At 65.5% G+C, this 17065-nt stretch carries 16 protein-coding genes and 1 tRNA gene; 15 read left to right on the forward strand and 2 right to left on the reverse strand.

Annotated elements, in window-relative coordinates:
• Nucleotides 1-54: 54 nt before the first annotated feature.
• Nucleotides 55-717, reverse strand: a complete 663-nt coding sequence (locus tag FB600_RS22730; RefSeq protein ID WP_096750433.1) for a carbonic anhydrase — start codon at nucleotides 715-717, stop codon at nucleotides 55-57.
• A 399-nt stretch (nucleotides 718-1116) separates the two neighbouring features.
• Nucleotides 1117-1617 carry a hypothetical protein gene (locus tag FB600_RS22735; RefSeq protein WP_025096470.1) on the reverse strand — a complete coding sequence of 167 codons (501 nt, stop codon included), beginning with the start codon at nucleotides 1615-1617 and terminating at the stop codon, nucleotides 1117-1119.
• A 190-nt stretch (nucleotides 1618-1807) separates the two neighbouring features.
• Between FB600_RS22735 and FB600_RS22740 the strand changes: the two genes are divergently transcribed.
• The 15 genes from FB600_RS22740 (at nucleotide 1808) to nuoH (ending at nucleotide 17049) form a co-directional block, all read left to right on the forward strand.
• A complete protein-coding gene (locus FB600_RS22740; protein WP_145757374.1) occupies nucleotides 1808-3082 on the forward strand; it encodes a branched-chain amino acid ABC transporter substrate-binding protein in 1275 nt (424 codons plus the stop codon).
• 150 nt (nucleotides 3083-3232) lie between these two features.
• Nucleotides 3233-3502, forward strand: a complete 270-nt coding sequence (rpsO, locus tag FB600_RS22745; protein WP_013698871.1) for a 30S ribosomal protein S15 — start codon at nucleotides 3233-3235, stop codon at nucleotides 3500-3502.
• Between the two features lie 311 nt (nucleotides 3503-3813).
• Nucleotides 3814-5952: a polyribonucleotide nucleotidyltransferase gene (pnp, locus tag FB600_RS22750; protein WP_013698870.1), complete on the forward strand. Its 2139-nt coding sequence runs from the start codon at nucleotides 3814-3816 to the stop codon at nucleotides 5950-5952.
• A 110-nt stretch (nucleotides 5953-6062) separates the two neighbouring features.
• Nucleotides 6063-7082 carry an NAD(P)H-quinone oxidoreductase gene (locus FB600_RS22755; protein ID WP_145757375.1) on the forward strand — a complete coding sequence of 340 codons (1020 nt, stop codon included), beginning with the start codon at nucleotides 6063-6065 and terminating at the stop codon, nucleotides 7080-7082.
• A gap of 153 nt (nucleotides 7083-7235) precedes the next feature.
• Nucleotides 7236-7991: a triose-phosphate isomerase gene (gene tpiA / locus FB600_RS22760; RefSeq protein ID WP_096750436.1), complete on the forward strand. Its 756-nt coding sequence runs from the start codon at nucleotides 7236-7238 to the stop codon at nucleotides 7989-7991.
• A gap of 79 nt (nucleotides 7992-8070) precedes the next feature.
• Nucleotides 8071-8460: a preprotein translocase subunit SecG gene (secG, locus tag FB600_RS22765; RefSeq protein WP_017918089.1), complete on the forward strand. Its 390-nt coding sequence runs from the start codon at nucleotides 8071-8073 to the stop codon at nucleotides 8458-8460.
• 110 nt (nucleotides 8461-8570) lie between these two features.
• A tRNA-Leu gene (locus FB600_RS22770) sits at nucleotides 8571-8655 on the forward strand.
• 155 nt (nucleotides 8656-8810) lie between these two features.
• Entirely contained in the window at nucleotides 8811-9170 is a 360-nt protein-coding gene (locus tag FB600_RS22775; RefSeq protein ID WP_013698866.1) for an NADH-quinone oxidoreductase subunit A, read from the forward strand.
• A gap of 66 nt (nucleotides 9171-9236) precedes the next feature.
• A complete protein-coding gene (locus tag FB600_RS22780; RefSeq protein WP_013698865.1) occupies nucleotides 9237-9716 on the forward strand; it encodes a NuoB/complex I 20 kDa subunit family protein in 480 nt (159 codons plus the stop codon).
• A gap of 19 nt (nucleotides 9717-9735) precedes the next feature.
• Nucleotides 9736-10338 carry an NADH-quinone oxidoreductase subunit C gene (locus tag FB600_RS22785; RefSeq protein ID WP_013698864.1) on the forward strand — a complete coding sequence of 201 codons (603 nt, stop codon included), beginning with the start codon at nucleotides 9736-9738 and terminating at the stop codon, nucleotides 10336-10338.
• Nucleotides 10339-10347: 9 nt separating this feature from the next.
• Nucleotides 10348-11601 (forward strand): NADH-quinone oxidoreductase subunit D, encoded by a 1254-nt coding sequence (locus tag FB600_RS22790; RefSeq protein WP_096750437.1) that lies wholly within the window; start codon nucleotides 10348-10350, stop codon nucleotides 11599-11601.
• A 165-nt stretch (nucleotides 11602-11766) separates the two neighbouring features.
• Nucleotides 11767-12252, forward strand: a complete 486-nt coding sequence (gene nuoE, locus FB600_RS22795) for an NADH-quinone oxidoreductase subunit NuoE (protein ID WP_013698862.1) — start codon at nucleotides 11767-11769, stop codon at nucleotides 12250-12252.
• Nucleotides 12249-13568 carry an NADH-quinone oxidoreductase subunit NuoF gene (gene nuoF / locus FB600_RS22800; protein ID WP_013698861.1) on the forward strand — a complete coding sequence of 440 codons (1320 nt, stop codon included), beginning with the start codon at nucleotides 12249-12251 and terminating at the stop codon, nucleotides 13566-13568. The genes nuoE and nuoF overlap by 4 nt, the downstream gene beginning before the upstream one ends.
• Nucleotides 13569-13650: 82 nt before the next feature.
• A complete protein-coding gene (gene nuoG / locus FB600_RS22805; RefSeq protein ID WP_098181723.1) occupies nucleotides 13651-15984 on the forward strand; it encodes an NADH-quinone oxidoreductase subunit NuoG in 2334 nt (777 codons plus the stop codon).
• Entirely contained in the window at nucleotides 15985-17049 is a 1065-nt protein-coding gene (gene nuoH / locus FB600_RS22810; protein ID WP_036035423.1) for an NADH-quinone oxidoreductase subunit NuoH, read from the forward strand.
• Nucleotides 17050-17065 lie beyond the last annotated feature (16 nt).

Raw genomic sequence — 17065 nt, forward strand, 5'->3', positions numbered from 1 at the left:
GGAGGCGCGACCGGGGCCGGGCTGGGCGGCCGGCCGCGCCGTGTTTCGAGTGCGTCAGGCGGGCTGGGGCTCGCGGTGGCGCGCATGCGCGGCGGCGGCCGGTGCCGTTTCGGCTGGCTGCGCCGCGCCCGCCTCGTAGCCGGAAGACAGCACGTTGAGCAGCCCGTCCGACAAAGAGAAGATCCAGCCATGCACCAGCGGCGCGGGCTGGCTGTCGCGCACCACCGGGTGCTCGCGCAGCAGGCGCACCTGCTCCAGCACGTTCAGCTCGGCCAGGCGATTCGCGGCGGTATCGGCGGGCAGTTCGTCCAACGTGGCGCGATGCCGGCTGGCCAGCGCGCAGAGCGGCGCGATGCGCCTTGCCACATGCGGCAGGTCGGCCGGCGGCGGCAGCAGCGAGGCGCGCACGCCACCACAGCCGTAATGCCCGCAAACGATTACGTGATCGACCTTGAGAACGCGCACCGCGTATTCCAGCACGCTGACGCTGTTGTCGTCGTTCGGGTGGAACAGGTTCGCGATATTGCGGTGGACGAACAGCTCGCCCGGCGCGCTGTGCGTGATGGCCTCGGCCGGCACGCGGCTGTCCGAGCAGCCCAGCCACAACACGCGCGGATTCTGGCCTTGCGACAGCGCCTCGAAGAAGCCGGGCGCACGTTCGGCGGTTTCCCGCGCCCAGGCGACGTTGGCGGCGAGCAGGGTTTTGGCGCGATTCATGAGGAATCCTTCATAAATGAACGAGATCGCGAACGGCGCCGGAGCAGCCGTATCGGCAATGCTTTCTAAATTGAAAGCTTGTTGGGGATATTAGGGGTTTGCCTCGATACGTGGAGGCCTTGAAACATTCTGTTTCAAATTCGAGAGGGGTGAATTGGTTTTGCACCATTTCGGAAATCGAATTGCCGGATTCCGGTGCATTCGATCACCTGAAAAGTGACGCCCCTATTGAATTGTGACGATACAGACCGGTTCGGTGACGAAATGATTCGAAGCTTATTTTCGCAATTCTTTCGGCCGGAAAATCAATTCGTGATGCCTGGATGACAAAAAGGCCATTCCGCTTATCAGCTGGAATGGCCTGGGTAAATCCTGTCGGAATTGACAGTGATTCGATTATCAGAATGCGACGCGGCGATCGGGATCGTGCAGCGGGTCCGGCGTCTTCTGCGTGAGGCGCAGGATGCCCTGGTCGTCGAAGTAGAAGCTGTAGAGCATGTACCAGACGTTGTCCTCGAGATAACGATAGGTCCAGACCTCGCGCTTCATCAGCGGGAAGTAGGCGGTTTCCTCGGGGCGGCCGAAATTGACCAGCACGTCGGACTTCTTCCACTTGCCGATCTCGGCGCGATAGAACTCGAGCGGCTGCAGGACCTGGCGCACGTTGCGGACCTTGCCGGCCGCGTCGATATCGGCGGCGGTGGTGGTTTCGCCCATCGGCTGGGTCGGCCACATCAGGCGCTTGCCGCCGTCGGGCAGGTCGTAGATTTCCTTCGGCGGCCCGAGCCGGGCGACCAGCGCCGACTGGTCCTCGCCCGCCTGGAAGCGCTGCCACGGTTGCGCGCAACCGGCCAGCAGCGTGGCCGCGATGGCTAGCAGTACGGGAAGTCGTCGAAACATGCTGGTCTCCGTCGGATGCGATGCCGCTGTTGTATCACGACGCGCAGCCGTGTGCTCGCGCGGCGGCGCGCATTTCTCGAGGCCGCTTCGGATCGCGCATCGCCGGTGCGGCGCGGCCCGGGCGGGCGGCGAACGGCAGGCGCCGGCTCCGGTATGATCCGCTTCCCGATCGATGACAGGAAGCATGCCGATGTCCGGATGGAAACGCTTAGCCGCCGCCTGCGCGGCGCTCTCGCTGATGGCTGCCGCCGCGCCGGCCGGTGCGGCCGCCCAGGCGGCCGAGCCGGTGCGCATCGCGCTGGTGGAGGGCATGTCCGGGCCGTTCGCCAACGCCGGCGCCGCCGTCGAGCGCAACCTGCGCTTCGGCATCGAGCGCGTCAACGCGCGCGGCGGCGTGATGCTCGCCGACGGCGCGCATCCGCTGGAGCTGGTGGTGCTCGACAGCAAGGGCGGCGTCGAGGATGCGCTGCAGCAACTGCGCGTGGCGGCCGACCGGCATATCGGCTTCATCGCGCAGGGCAACGGTTCGGCGGTCGCGGCGGCGCTGGTCACCGCGATCGATCGCCAGAACGCGCGCCGCCCCGATGCGCGCATGCTGTTCCTCAATTACTCCGCCGACGATCCGGCGCTGACCGGCGCGCAGTGCAGCTTCTGGCATTTCCGCTTCGACGCCCATGCCGGGATGCGGATGGCCGCGCTTACCCAGGTGCTGGCGCAGGACCGCGGCGTGAAGCGCGTCTACCTGCTGAACCAGGACTACAGCTTCGGTCACGACGTGAGCACGCTGGCGCGCGAGGAACTGAAGACGCGCCGGCCCGACGTGGCGATCGTCGGCGACGAATTCCACCCGATCGGCCGCGTCAAGGATTTCACGCCCTATATCGCCAAGATCCGCGCCAGCGGCGCCGACGCGGTGATCACCGGCAACTGGGGCAACGACCTGAGCCTGCTGGTGAAGGCCGCGCGCGAGCAGGGGCTCGACGCCAGGTTCTACACCTTCTACGGCAACAGCCTCGGCGCGCCGGCCGCGCTCGGCGAGGCCGGCGTCAAGCACGTGATCGCCGTGGCCGACTGGCACCCGAACGCAGGCGGCGCGGCCTCCGATGCCTTCTACCGGGAATTCCGGACCCGTTTCCCCGCCGCCCAGGACGATTACCCGGTGCGGCGCATGAGCGAGATGGTGGAGATGCTGGCGGCGGCGATCACGCGGGCGCGCTCGGCGGACCCGGCCGCGGTGGCCGGAGCGCTGGAAGGCGCGAGCTACGACGACGGCTTCCACCCGATCCGGATGCGTGCGTCCGATCACCAGGCGATCCAGCCCCTTTACGTGATGGAAATGGATCGGCTCGGCACGCCGGGCGTGCGTGTCGACAACGAAGGGTCGGGTTACGGTTTCCGGACCGTGCTGGCCTTGCCGGCCGCGAGCACCGAGCCGCCGTCGACCTGCCGGATGACGCGCCCCTGAGGCCCTGCCGGGACAATGCCGCGGCAGGCGCGGGGGAGGGGCTGGCCGGGCGGGGGACTTGTGCTACAATGCCGGCCGGTTGTCAATCAAGACAGCCTTCACGGCACGGCCATTCTTCCGTGTCCGCCTGTTAGCTAGAAAGGAAATCACATGTCGGTTGCAGATATCAAGAAGTCGGATGTTGTTGCTCAGTTCGCGCGTGGCGCCAACGATACGGGTTCGCCCGAAGTCCAGGTCGCGCTGCTGACCGCGCGTATCGTCGAACTGACGGGTCACTTCAAGACCCACGCGAAGGATCACCACAGCCGCCGCGGCCTGCTGCGCATGGTGAGCCGCCGCCGCAAGCTGCTCGACTACCTGAAGGGCAAGGATGCCGACCGCTATCGCGCGCTGATCGAGAAGCTGGGTCTGCGTAAGTAAGCGGGCGACGTTCGCCTCCCCGCCAATGCCTGTGTCAGTCCGCTGATACAGGCATTTTGTTTTTCAGCGGTACGCAAGGTCTCGCCGTTGCCCGTACCGCGGGCGCCAGGTCCGAAGTCGCGGACCGCCGCCCAACGGCCTGTGCGCCGGGTGGAGCTTTGTGTCATTCCAGCGCGGCGGCTCGCCTGCGCCAGCCACGCCCTGGAATGGCATAAAAAACACACCTCCTTCCCGTCACGCCAGGTCGCACCGTCGTCGCGCGGTGTTTCTCGCGCGGCGCATGCCATCCATGAACAAAACAAGGAGCGACCATGTCTCTGTTCAATAAAGTCGTGAAGGAATTCCAGTGGGGCCAGCACAAGGTCCGTCTCGAGACGGGTGAGATCGCCCGCCAGGCGAGCGGTGCCGTGATCGTCGACGTCGAGGACACCGTGGTGCTGGCCACCGTGGTGGGCGCCAAGACCGCGAAGCCGGGCCAGGACTTCTTCCCGCTGACCGTCGACTACCTCGAGAAGACCTACTCGGCCGGCAAGATCCCCGGCGGCTTCTTCCGCCGCGAAGGCCGTCCGTCCGAGCACGAGACGCTGACCTCGCGCCTGATCGACCGTCCGCTGCGCCCGCTGTTCCCGGAAGGCTTCTACAACGAAGTCCAGGTCGTGATCCACGTGCTGTCGATCAACCCGGAAGTGCCGGCCGACATCCCCGCCCTGATCGGCGCCTCGGCCGCGCTGGCCGTCTCCGGCCTGCCGTTCAACGGCCCGGTCGGCGCCGCGCGCGTGGCCTACATCGACAGCCAGTACGTGCTGAACCCGACGCGCGAGCAGATCAAGGCATCGAGCCTCGACCTGGTGGTCGCCGGTACGGAGCGCGCGGTGCTGATGGTCGAGTCGGAAGCGCAGCAACTGCCGGAAGACGTGATGCTCGGCGCCGTGGTGTTCGGCCACGAGCAGATGCAGGTCGCGATCGACGCGATCCACGAGCTGGTGCGCGAGGGCGGCAAGCCCGAGTGGGACTGGCAGCCGGCGCCGAAGGACGAGGCGCTGATCGCCAGCATCACGGCCGCTGCCCAGGAGCCGCTGCTGGCCGCCTACCAGATCCGCGACAAGCAGGCTCGCTCGACCAAGCTGAAGGAAGTCTACGCCGCCACCTCGGCCAAGCTGGAAGCCGATGCGGCTGCCGCCGGCACGACCCCGGCCGACAAGGCCACGGTCGGCAACGTGCTGTTCGACATCGAGGCGAAGATCGTCCGCTCGCAGATCCTGAACGGCGAGCCGCGCATCGACGGCCGTGACACGCGCACGGTCCGCCCGATCGAGATCCGTAGCGGCGTGCTGCCGCGCACCCACGGCTCGGCGCTGTTCACGCGCGGCGAGACGCAGGCGCTGGTGGTGGCCACGCTCGGCACCAAGGGCGACGAGCAGATCATCGACGCGCTCGAAGGCGAGTACCGCGAGCGCTTCATGCTCCACTACAACATGCCCCCGTTCGCGACCGGCGAAACCGGCCGCGTCGGCTCGCCCAAGCGCCGCGAAGTCGGCCACGGCCGCCTGGCCAAGCGCGCGCTGGTCGCGTGCCTGCCGAGCGCCGAGGAATTCGGCTACTCGATCCGCGTCGTCTCGGAAATCACCGAGTCGAACGGCTCCTCGTCGATGGCCTCGGTGTGCGGCGGCTGCCTCGCGCTGATGGACGCCGGCGTGCCGATGAAGGCGCACGTCGCCGGTATCGCGATGGGCCTGATCCTCGAAGGCAACAAGTTCGCGGTGCTGACCGACATCCTCGGCGACGAGGACCACCTCGGCGACATGGACTTCAAGGTCGCGGGTACCGAAGCCGGCGTGACGGCCCTGCAGATGGACATCAAGATCCAGGGCATCACCAAGGAAATCATGCAGGTCGCGCTGGAGCAGGCCAAGGAAGGCCGTCTGCATATCCTCGGCAAGATGAAGGGCGCCGTCTCGGGTGCGAACACCCAGCTGTCCGAGTTCGCGCCGCGCATGATCACCATCAAGATCAATCCGGAGAAGATCCGCGACGTGATCGGCAAGGGCGGTTCGGTGATTCGCGCGCTGACGGAAGAAACCGGCACCACCATCGACATCTCCGACGACGGCGTGGTGACCATCGCCAGCACCAGCAGCGAAGGCATGGCCGAGGCCAAGAAGCGCATCGAGCAGATCACCGCCGAGATCGAAGTCGGCCAGGTCTACGAAGGCGCGGTGCTCAAGCTGCTCGACTTCGGCGCGATCGTGAACCTGCTGCCGGGCAAGGATGGCCTGCTGCACATCTCGGAAATCGTCAACGAGCGTGTCAAGGACATCAACGACTACCTGAAGGAAGGCCAGGTCGTGAAGGTCAAGGTGATCCAGGTCGACGAGAAGGGCCGTGTGCGCCTGTCGGCCAAGGCCCTGCTGAACGAAGCGGCCCAGTCGGGCGACGCGCCGCAGCAGTAAGCGGAAAGAAAGCGGCCGGCCGCGTCAGCGCGCCGGCCGTTTTTCCTGCAGGATGGACGGGCCTGCGTCGTGAATCGACGCAGGCCCGTCCCTATCTTGGAGCGACGCAAATGAAAGCGATCGAAATCACCGAGTTCGGCGCGCCCGACGTGCTCAAGCTCGTCGAGCGGCCCCGGCCCGATCCGAAGCGCGGCGAAGTGCTCATCAAGGTGGCCGCGTTCGGCATCAATCGCCCGGACGTGTTCCAGCGCAAGGGTGCCTATGCGCCGCCGGCGGGCGCGTCGGACCTGCCCGGGCTGGAGGTGGCGGGCGAGATCGTCGGCGGCGAATTCGGCGATGGCGTCGCGAATCCGTTTGGCCTGAAGCTCGGCGATCGCGTATGCGCCTTGCTCGCGGGCGGCGGCTATGCCGAATATGCGACGGCGCCCCTCGCGCAGTGCCTGCTGGTCCCGGCGGGCCTGAGCGAGGTCGAGGCGGCCTCGCTGCCCGAGACCTTCTTCACGGTCTGGAGCAACGTATTCGATCGCGGCGGCCTTGGTCGCGGCGAGGGCGGCGAGCAGGAAACGCTGCTGGTGCAGGGCGGCTCCAGCGGGATCGGCGTGACGGCGATCCAGATCGCGCACGCGCTCGGTTTTCGCGTGTTCGCGACCGCCGGCACCGACGAGAAATGCCGCGCCTGCGAGGCGCTCGGCGCGGAACGGGCGATCAATTACCGGAACGAGGATTTCGTCGACGTCGTGAAGTCGCTGACCAACGACCGCGGCGTGGACGTGATCCTGGACATGGTGGCCGGCCCCTATGTGCCGCGGGAGCTGAGCGCGCTGGCCGACGGCGGTCGTCTGGTGGTGATCGCGCTGCTCGGCGGCGCCAAGGCGGAGGTCAGCCTCGGCGAGATCCTGCGCCGGCGGCTCACCATCACGGGCTCGACGCTGCGCCCGCGTCCGGTCGAGTTCAAGGCCCGGATCGCCGCGCAACTGAAGGAAACCGTCTGGCCGCTGATCGAGGCCGGCACGGTGCGCCCGGTGATCCACTGCGTGCTGCCGGCGGCCGAGGCCGCCCAGGCCCATGCGCTGATGGAGAGCAGCGAGCATGTCGGCAAGATCGTGCTCGAATGGGGCGCGAGCGCTTGACATTCGCGGTTTGACCGGTTCTTGCGCGCCGAAGTAAAATCGCGGGTTTGCTGCGCCCGTGGGGGCCGTCCTCGTTCTCGAGATGGCGGACGCCAGGCGATGCGGCCTTGATGAGATTCATCAGTTCGGATTCAGTTCGAGATACGAGAGACGATGTCCACACAACGAGTGAAGCGGGTAGTCGGTAACTGGAAGATGCACGGCCGTCTCGACGGCAATCGCGCGCTGCTCAACGAAGTGCTCGAGGGCGCGAAGGACGTGCAGGCCGGTGTCGAGATCGGGGTGTGCGTGCCGTTCCCGTATCTGGCCCAGGTGCGCGAGCTGCTGCAGGGCAGCCGCGTGGTGGCGGGGTCGCAGGACGTGTCGGCCCATGAGCAGGGCGCCTACACGGGCGAGGTCGCGGCGGCGATGATCGTCGAGTTCGGCGCGAAGTACGCGCTGGTCGGCCATTCGGAGCGTCGCACCTACCACGGCGAATCGAGCGACCTGGTCGCCGTGAAGGCGCAGCGCGCGCTGGCGGCCGGCCTGACGCCGATCGTCTGCGTCGGCGAGACCCTGGCCGAGCGCGAGTCGAATGCGACCGAGCAGGTGGTCGGCGCGCAGCTCGACGCGGTGCTCGCGCTGCTGTCGGCCGAGGAGGCGGCGCGCATCGTGGTGGCCTACGAGCCGGTTTGGGCGATCGGCACGGGCAAGAGCGCGAGTTCGGCGCAGGCACAGCAGGTGCACGCTTTCCTGCGTTCGCGGCTGGCCGCCAAGGGTGTCGAGCAGGTGTCGGTGCTGTACGGCGGCAGCGTGAAGCCGGACAATGCGGCCGAACTGTTCGGCCAGCCGGACATCGACGGTGGCCTGATCGGCGGCGCGTCGCTCAAGAGCAATGATTTCCTGGCGATCTGCCGCGCGGCGAAGTAAGCGCGCGGCCGGCGCCGTCGGTTTGTGAATCCGGGGCCGCGCGAGAGGCGCGCAGCGTCCCACAATTCGGGTGAATGAGATGTCCTTTCTGAAAGTTTTGATTATCGTGGTGCAGATCCTGTCTGCGCTGGGCGTGATCGGCCTGGTGCTGCTCCAGCACGGCAAGGGTGCCGACATGGGCGCGGCCTTCGGCAGCGGCGCATCGGGCAGCCTGTTCGGCGCCACCGGCTCGGCGAACTTCCTGTCGCGTACCACCGCGGTTCTCGCAACAATATTTTTCATCGCCACGCTGGCGCTGACCTATCTCGGTTCCTACAAGTCGGCACCGTCAATCGGCCTGCTCGGCGCGGCCACGGCGCCGGCATCGGCCGCAGCGGGCTCGCAGGCTGCTGCCGCGTCGGCGCCTTCGGCATCCGTGCCCGCCGCCGCTTCGGCCGCGTCGAGTTCGGGCCAGGACGTCCCGAAATAAAAATTCAAGAAAGCGCTCGATACTAGTTGATCAGCTAGAAGAAAACGGGTTAGAATTTAATTCTTGAAGCGATTCGCGGGAATCAGCAGTTCTTCCCGAGTTGCCGTAGTGCCGACGTGGTGAAATTGGTAGACACGCTATCTTGAGGGGGTAGTGGCGAAAGCTGTGCGAGTTCGAGTCTCGCCGTCGGCACCAAGATTCCGCAATGCCAGCCAGCTTCCAAGCGGCTGGCATTTTTCATTTCAGGCTCCGATTTGCGTTGTCCCCGGATAGCGTGCAGTCCGAAATGACCCTTTGTCCGGAAGGTGATATGCTCCGGAACGATCAGAACTAACCGATAGAGGATTGCCTTGAACCTCGCTGCCTATTACCCCGTCTTGCTGTTCCTCATCGTGGGCGTTGGTTTGGGAGTGGCATTGGTCGGCATTGGCAAGGTCCTCGGTCCCAACAAGCCCAACAGCGAAAAGAACTCACCGTACGAGTGCGGTTTCGAGGCCTTCGAGGACGCGCGCATGAAGTTCGACGTGCGCTACTACCTCGTCGCCATCCTGTTCATCATCTTCGATCTCGAAACCGCTTTCCTGTTTCCATGGGGTGTCGCCTTCCGCGACATCGGCTGGCCCGGCTTCATGGCCATGATGATCTTCCTGCTCGAATTCCTGTTCGGCTTCGCCTACATCTGGAGAAAGGGCGGCCTGGACTGGGAGTAATGGGCGGATTTGTCACCGGTTTGCGTGAGGCGGCCACTCTCCGCCGCCTGTCAGGAGTGGAAAGCAATGAGTATCGAAGGGGTCTTGAAGGAAGGGTTTGTCACCACCACGGCTGACAAACTGATCAACTGGACGCGCACCGGCTCGCTGTGGCCGATGACGTTCGGTCTCGCATGCTGCGCGGTCGAAATGATGCACGCGGGCGCGGCCCGCTACGATCTCGATCGGTTCGGCGTGGTGTTCCGTCCGAGTCCGCGCCAGTCCGACGTGATGATCGTCGCCGGCACGCTCTGCAACAAGATGGCACCGGCGCTGCGCCGCGTCTACGAGCAGATGGCCGAGCCGCGCTGGGTGATCTCGATGGGGTCGTGCGCCAATGGCGGCGGCTACTATCACTATTCCTATTCCGTCGTGCGCGGCTGCGATCGTATCGTGCCCGTCGACGTCTACGTGCCAGGGTGTCCGCCGACTGCCGAGGCGCTCGTCTATGGCGTGATCCAGCTGCAAGCGAAGATCCGCCGGACCAGCACCATCGCCCGTCAATAAAGTCCCGAGCACCCACAATATGGCAAGCAAAATCGAGACCCTGAAAGCCAACCTCGAGGCCGCGCTCGGCGAGCGCGTGGTCAGCCTGACCGAAGCGATCGGCGAGCTGACCCTGGTCGTGCGCGCGCGCGACTATGTCGAGGTGGCCACCCAGTTGCGCGACGACCGCAAGCTCGGCTTCGAACAGCTGATCGACCTCTGCGGCGTCGACTATCAAACCTATGGCGACGGTGCCTACGACGGCCCCCGCTTCGCGGCGGTGCTGCAACTGCTGTCGATCACCAACAACTGGCGCCTGCGTCTGCGTGTGTTCGCACCCGACGACGACTTGCCGATCTTGGCCTCGATGGTCGAGGTCTGGAGTTCGGCGAACTGGTACGAGCGCGAGGCCTTCGACCTGTTCGGCATCGTCTTCGAAGGCCACCCGGACCTGCGTCGCATCCTCACCGACTACGGCTTTATCGGCCACCCGTTCCGCAAGGACTTCCCGCTCTCGGGCTACGTCGAAATGCGTTACGACCCGGAGGAAAAGCGCGTCGTCTACCAGCCGGTGACGATCGAGCCCCGAGAAATCACGCCGCGCGTGATCCGCGAGGATCGCTACGGCGGCCTGAAACATTGAGAGGGCGGCATGGCTGACATCAAGAACTACACGCTCAACTTCGGTCCCCAGCACCCGGCCGCGCACGGTGTGCTGCGCCTCGTGCTCGAGCTCGACGGCGAGGTGATCCAGCGCGCCGATCCGCACATCGGCCTGCTGCACCGCGCCACCGAGAAGCTCGCCGAGAACAAGACCTTCATCCAGTCGGTGCCCTACATGGACCGCCTCGACTACGTGTCGATGATGGTCAACGAGCACGGCTACGTGCTCGCGATCGAGAAACTGCTCGGTATCGAGGTACCGGAGCGCGCCAAGTACATCCGCGTCCTGTTCGACGAAATCACCCGCGTGCTGAACCACCTGATGTGGATCGGCTCGCACGGCCTCGACGTCGGCGCGATGGCGGTGTTCCTCTACGCGTTCCGCGAGCGCGAGGACCTGATGGACGTCTACGAGGCGGTGTCGGGCGCGCGCATGCACGCGGCCTACTATCGTCCGGGCGGCGTCTACCGCGATCTGCCTGACGTCATGCCGCAATACAAGGCGTCGAAGATCCGCAATGCCAAGGCCCTCGAGAAGATGAACGAGGCCCGCCAAGGCTCGGTACTCGATTTCATCGACGATTTCTTCACGCGTTTCCCGAAATGCGTGGACGAATACGAAACCCTGCTGACCGACAACCGGATCTGGAAACAGCGCCTGGTCGGGATCGGCGTGGTGAGTCCGGAGCGTGCGCTGCAGCTCGGCCTGACGGGCGCGATGCTGCGCGGCTCCGGCGTCGAGTGGGACCTGCGCAAGAAGCAGCCCTACGAGGTCTACGACAGGCTCGACTTCGACATCCCGGTCGGCGTGAACGGCGATTGCTACGACCGTTACCTGGTTCGGGTCGAGGAAATGCGTCAGTCCTGCCGCATCGCGAAACAGTGTATTGAGTGGCTGCGGAAGAATCCGGGGCCGGTGATGACCGACAATCACAAGGTTGCGCCGCCCAAACGTGTCGACATGAAGTCGAACATGGAGGACCTGATTCACCATTTCAAGTTGTTCACCGAAGGTTTTCATGTGCCGGAAGGCGAAGCCTACGCAGCGGTGGAACATCCGAAGGGTGAGTTCGGCATCTACCTCGTGTCCGACGGCGCGAACAAGCCGTACCGGCTCAAGATTCGCGCGCCCGGTTACGCGCATCTCTCCGCGCTCAACGAAATGGCGCGCGGCCACATGATTGCCGACGCGGTCACGATCATCGGTACGCAGGACATCGTGTTCGGCGAAATCGACCGTTGATCGTCACGCCGTCCGCGTCGAGCGAGCGGCGAGCAGTAAGGCTTCGCGTTGTGCACCGTGCTGGTGCGCATTCGCGGGCAGTCAATAGTGAGCGCCAGGTCTGCCGTCCCGCATCCCCGCGGCAGGTTGTTCGTTCGGTAGGAATTGAAAGAGTCGTGTCTGAAAATGATCTCAGCTGAAGGCCTGAAAGAAATCGATCGCGTGATTGCGAAATATCCCGCCGATCAGAAACAGTCCGCCGTGATGTCGGCCCTGGCCGTCGCTCAGGACGAGCACGGCTGGCTGTCGCCCGAACTGATGCAGTTCGTCGCGGATTATCTCGGCATGCCGGCCGTCGCCGTGCAGGAGGTCGCGACGTTCTACACGATGTACGAACTGAAGCCGGTCGGGAAGCACAAGCTCACGCTCTGCACGAATCTCCCGTGCCAGCTCGGGCCGCATGGCGGCGCCGAGGCCACGGCCGACTATCTGAAGCAGAAGCTCGGTATCGATTTCGGCGAAACCACGCCCGACGGCAGGTTCTCGCTGAAGGAAGGCGAATGTTTCGGCGCCTGCGGCGACGCGCCGGTGCTGCTGCTCAACAATCACAAGATGTGCAGCTTCATGAGCCGAGAGAAGATCGACCAGCTTCTTGAGGAGCTTTCGAAATGACGTCCCTCCACGACCGTCACATCAAACCGCTGATCCTCGCCAACCTGAACGGCGAGAACTGGCGTCTCGAAGACTACGTCGCGCGCGGTGGCTACAAGCAACTGCGCCGCATCATCGAAGAAAAGATCCCCCCCGAGCAGGTGATTGCCGACGTCAAGGCCTCGGGCCTGCGCGGCCGCGGCGGCGCGGGTTTCCCGACCGGCCTGAAGTGGAGCTTCATGCCGCGCCAGTTCCCGGGCCAGAAGTACCTGGTCTGCAACTCGGACGAGGGCGAGCCGGGCACCTTCAAGGATCGCGACATCCTGCGCTGGAACCCGCACTCGGTGATCGAGGGCATGGCGATCGGCGCCTATGCGATGGGCATCACGGCCGGCTACAACTACATCCACGGTGAAATCTTCGAGGTCTATCGACGCTTCGAGGAAGCCCTGGAAGAGGCGCGCGCGGCCGGTTATCTCGGCAACAACATCCTCGGTTCGGAATTCTCGTTCCAACTGCATGCGCACCATGGTTACGGTGCCTATGTGTGCGGCGAGGAAACCGCGCTGCTCGAATCGCTCGAAGGCAAGAAGGGCCAGCCGCGCTTCAAGCCGCCGTTCCCGGCGAGCTTTGGCGTATACGGCAAGCCGACCACCATCAACAACGCGGAAACCTTCGCGGCGGTGCCGTTCCTGCTGACGGTCGGCCCCCAGGCCTACCTCGAGATCGGCAAGCCGAACAACGGTGGCACCAAGATCTATTCGGTGTCGGGCGACGTCGAGCGTCCCGGCAACTACGAGGTGCCGCTGGGCACGCCATTCGCGGCGCTGCTCGAGCTGGCCGGCGGGATGCGCGGCGGACGCAAGTTGAAGGCGGTGATCCCGGGCGGTTCGTCGGCGCCGGTGATCCCCGGCGAGATGATGATGCAGACCGACATGGACTACGACTCGATCGCGAAGGCAGGGTCGATGCTCGGGTCGGGCGCGGTGATCGTGATGGACGAGACGCGCTGCATGGTGCGCTCGCTGATGCGCCTGTCGTACTTCTACCATGAGGAGTCGTGCGGCCAGTGCACGCCGTGCCGCGAAGGCACGGGCTGGCTCTATCGCGTGGTGAAGCGCATCGAGAACGGCGAGGGCCGAGTCGAGGACCTGGACCTGCTGAACTCGGTGGCCGAGAACATCATGGGCCGCACCATCTGCGCGCTCGGCGACGCGGCGGCCATGCCGGTGCGCGGCATGCTGAAGCACTACTGGGACGAGTTCGCGTATCACGTCGAGCACAAGCATTGCATGGTCGGCGAGCATTCGCACGGCAGCGTCGCCGCGGCGGCCTGAAGCGAAACCCGATTGCGGAACATCAGCGCCCCGACGGGCGAGAGCGCGAGCGAGCGCTAAAGGCTAAGGACCATACATCATCATGGTTGAACTTGAGATAGACGGGAAGACGGTCGAGGTGCCCGAAGGCAGCATGGTGATCCAGGCTGCACACAAGGCAGACAAGTATATTCCCCACTTCTGCTACCACAAAAAGCTGTCGGTTGCGGCGAACTGCCGCATGTGTCTCGTTGACGTCGAGAAGATGCCGAAGGCCGTGCCGGCCTGCGCGACCCCGGTGTCGGCCGGGATGATCGTGCGCACGCACTCGGAAAAGGCGGTCAAGGCGCAGCAGGCCGTGATGGAGTTCCTGCTGATCAATCACCCGCTCGATTGCCCGATCTGCGACCAGGGCGGTGAGTGCCAGCTGCAGGATCTGGCGGTCGGTTACGGCAAGTCGGCCTCGCGCTATCGCGAGGAGAAGCGCGTGGTGTTCCACAAGAACGTCGGCCCGCTGATCTCGATGGAAGAGATGTCGCGCTGCATCCACTGCACGCGCTGCGTGCGCTTCGGCGAGGAAGTGGCCGGGGTGATGGAGTTCGGCATGCTGGGCCGCGGCGAGCACTCGGAAATCACCACCTTCGTCGGCAAGACTGTCGATTCCGAGCTGTCCGGCAACATGATCGATCTGTGCCCGGTCGGTGCGCTGACGAGCAAGCCGTTCCGCTTCAGCGCCCGCACCTGGGAGCTGTCGCGCCGCAAGTCGGTCAGCCCGCATGATTCGGTGGGCGCGAACCTGGTCGTGCAGGTCAAGAACAACCGCGTGATGCGCGTGCTGCCGCTCGAGAACGAAGCAGTCAACGAGTGCTGGATCTCCGACAAGGACCGTTTCTCCTACGAAGGCCTCAATAGCGAGGATCGCCTGACCAAGCCGATGCTGAAGCAGGGCGGCGAGTGGATCGAGACCGATTGGCAGACCGCGCTCGAATACGTCGCGAAGGGCCTCAAGGGCATCGCGGCCGATCACGGCGCCAATGCGCTGGCCGCGCTCGCGAGCCCGCACAGCACGGTCGAGGAACTGTTCCTGGTCAAGCAACTGGCCCACGAGCTGAAGGTGCCGAACGTCGACTTCCGCCTGCGCCAGACCGATTTCTCGGCGCCGATGGCGGGTGCGCCGTGGCTGGGCATGCCGATCGCCGAATTGACCAATGTCGATACCGCCTTCGTGGTCGGCTCGACGCTGCGCCGCGATCATCCGCTGTTCGCCGCGCGCCTGCGCCAGGCCGCCAAGGCCGGCGCTCAAATCCACCTGCTGCATGCCACGGGCGACGACGCCCTGATCCCGAGCGCGAAGCGCATCGTCGCTGCGCCGTCGGCCTGGCTCGACATGCTGGCCGGCATCGCCGCCGCGGTCGCCCAGGCGAGCGGCGCTGAGCTACCGGCATCGCTGGCAGGCGTCGAGGCCTCGAGCGAGGCGCAGAGCCTGGCCAAGGCGCTTGCCGCCGGCGAACGCCGCGTGGTGCTGCTCGGCAACGGCGTGGTCCAGCATCCTCAGTTCGCGCAGATTCATGCCGTCGCGCAGTGGATCGCCGAACACAGCGGTGCCACGCTCGGTTTCCTGACCGAAGCGGCCAACACGGTCGGCGCGCACCTGGTCGGCGCGCTGCCGGGCGAGGGCGGCCTGAATGCGCGCGAAGCATTCGCGCAGCCGCGCAAGGGCTACCTGCTGCTCAACGTCGAACCCGAGTTCGACACGGCCGATCCGATCGCCGCGCGCGCCGCGCTCGAGCAGGCCGAGATGGTGGTGGTGATGTCGCCGTTCAAGATCGGTGCCGAGTACGCCGACGTGCTGCTGCCGATCGCGCCCTTCACCGAGACGGCCGGCACCTACGTCAACGCGGAAGGCCGTGCCCAGTCGTTCAACGGCGTGGTGCGCCCGCTCGGCGATACGCGCCCGGGCTGGAAGGTGCTGCGCGTGCTGGGCAGCCTGCTGGGCCTGCCGAACTTCGAATACGAAACCTCGGACGAAGTGCGGCTCGCCGCGCTCGGCGACGGCGACCGAGCCTCGCGCCTATCGAATGCCGCGGCCGCGCAGCCGGCCCGCGCGACCCAGTCGGCATCGGCCAACGGCGGTTTCGAGCGCCTGGCCGACGTGCCGATCTATCACGCCGATCCGCTCTCGCGCCGTGCCGGCGCGCTGCACCTGACGGTGGCGGCCAAGGCGGCGCATTCTGCGGGCCTGCCGGCCGCGCTGTTCGACCGCCTCGGCCTGAGCGACGGCGATGCGGTGCGCATCAGCCAGGGCAGCCGCTCGGTGCAGTTGCCGGCGGTGCGTGACGCGAACCTGGCCGAAACGGTGGTCCGCGTGTCGGCTGCCACGCCCGCCGGTGCGGCACTCGGCGGCCTGTCCGGTGAACTCGTGGTGGAGAAGGCGTAAATGAGCTTGTTCGATACGATCAATTCGGGTGGTACCGAGCTGCTCGGCGCGGCATGGCCGACCGTCTGGGCGCTGGTGCGGATCCTGGTGGTCTGCGTGGTGATCCTGCTCAGCGTCGCCTACCTGATTCTCTGGGAACGCAAACTGATCGGCTGGATGCACGTGCGTCTCGGCCCGAACCGGGTCGGCCCCGGCGGCCTGCTGCAGCCGATCGCCGACGTGCTCAAGCTGCTGCTCAAGGAAGTGATCCAGCCGAGCGCGGCCAGCCGCTGGCTCTACCTGATCGCGCCGGTCATGACGGTGGTGCCGGCCTTCGCGGTCTGGGCGGTGATTCCGTTCCAGGCCGGCGCAGTGCTCGCCAACATCAACGCCGGCCTGCTCTACGCGATGGCGATTTCCTCGATCGGCGTCTACGCGGTGATCCTGGCCGGCTGGGCCTCCAACTCGAAGTACGCGTTCCTCGGCGCGATGCGCGCGGCCGCGCAGATGGTGTCCTACGAAATCTCGATGGGCTTCGCCCTGGTGCTGGTGCTGATGACGGCCGGCAGCCTGAATTTCTCGGACATCGTGGTCTCGCAGCAGCACGGCTACTTCGCGCACCACGGCATCAACTTCATGTCCTGGAACTGGCTGCCGCTGCTGCCGGTGTTCGTCATCTACTTCATCTCGGGCATCGCGGAAACGAATCGCCACCCGTTCGACGTGGTGGAAGGCGAATCGGAAATCGTGGCCGGTCACATGATCGATTACTCGGGGATGGGCTTCGCGCTGTTCTTCCTCGCCGAGTACATCAACATGATCGTGATCTCGGCGCTCGCGGCGACGCTGTTCCTCGGCGGCTGGGACGCGCCGTTCAGCTTCCTGCACTTCATCCCGGGCGTGGTCTGGCTGGTGCTGAAGATCTTCATGCTGCTGTCGGTCTTCATCTGGGTGCGCGCCACGTTCCCGCGTTTCCGTTACGACCAGATCATGCGCCTGGGCTGGAAGATCTTCCTGCCGATCTGCGTGATCTGGGTGGTCGTGGTCGGCTTCTGGATGATGTCGCCGCTGAATATCTGGAATTGAGAGGGCGGATCCCATC

Origin of the sequence: Burkholderia sp. SJZ089 (assembly GCF_007828315.1) — a bacterium.
In the GTDB taxonomy this organism is placed as follows: domain Bacteria; phylum Pseudomonadota; class Gammaproteobacteria; order Burkholderiales; family Burkholderiaceae; genus Burkholderia; species Burkholderia gladioli.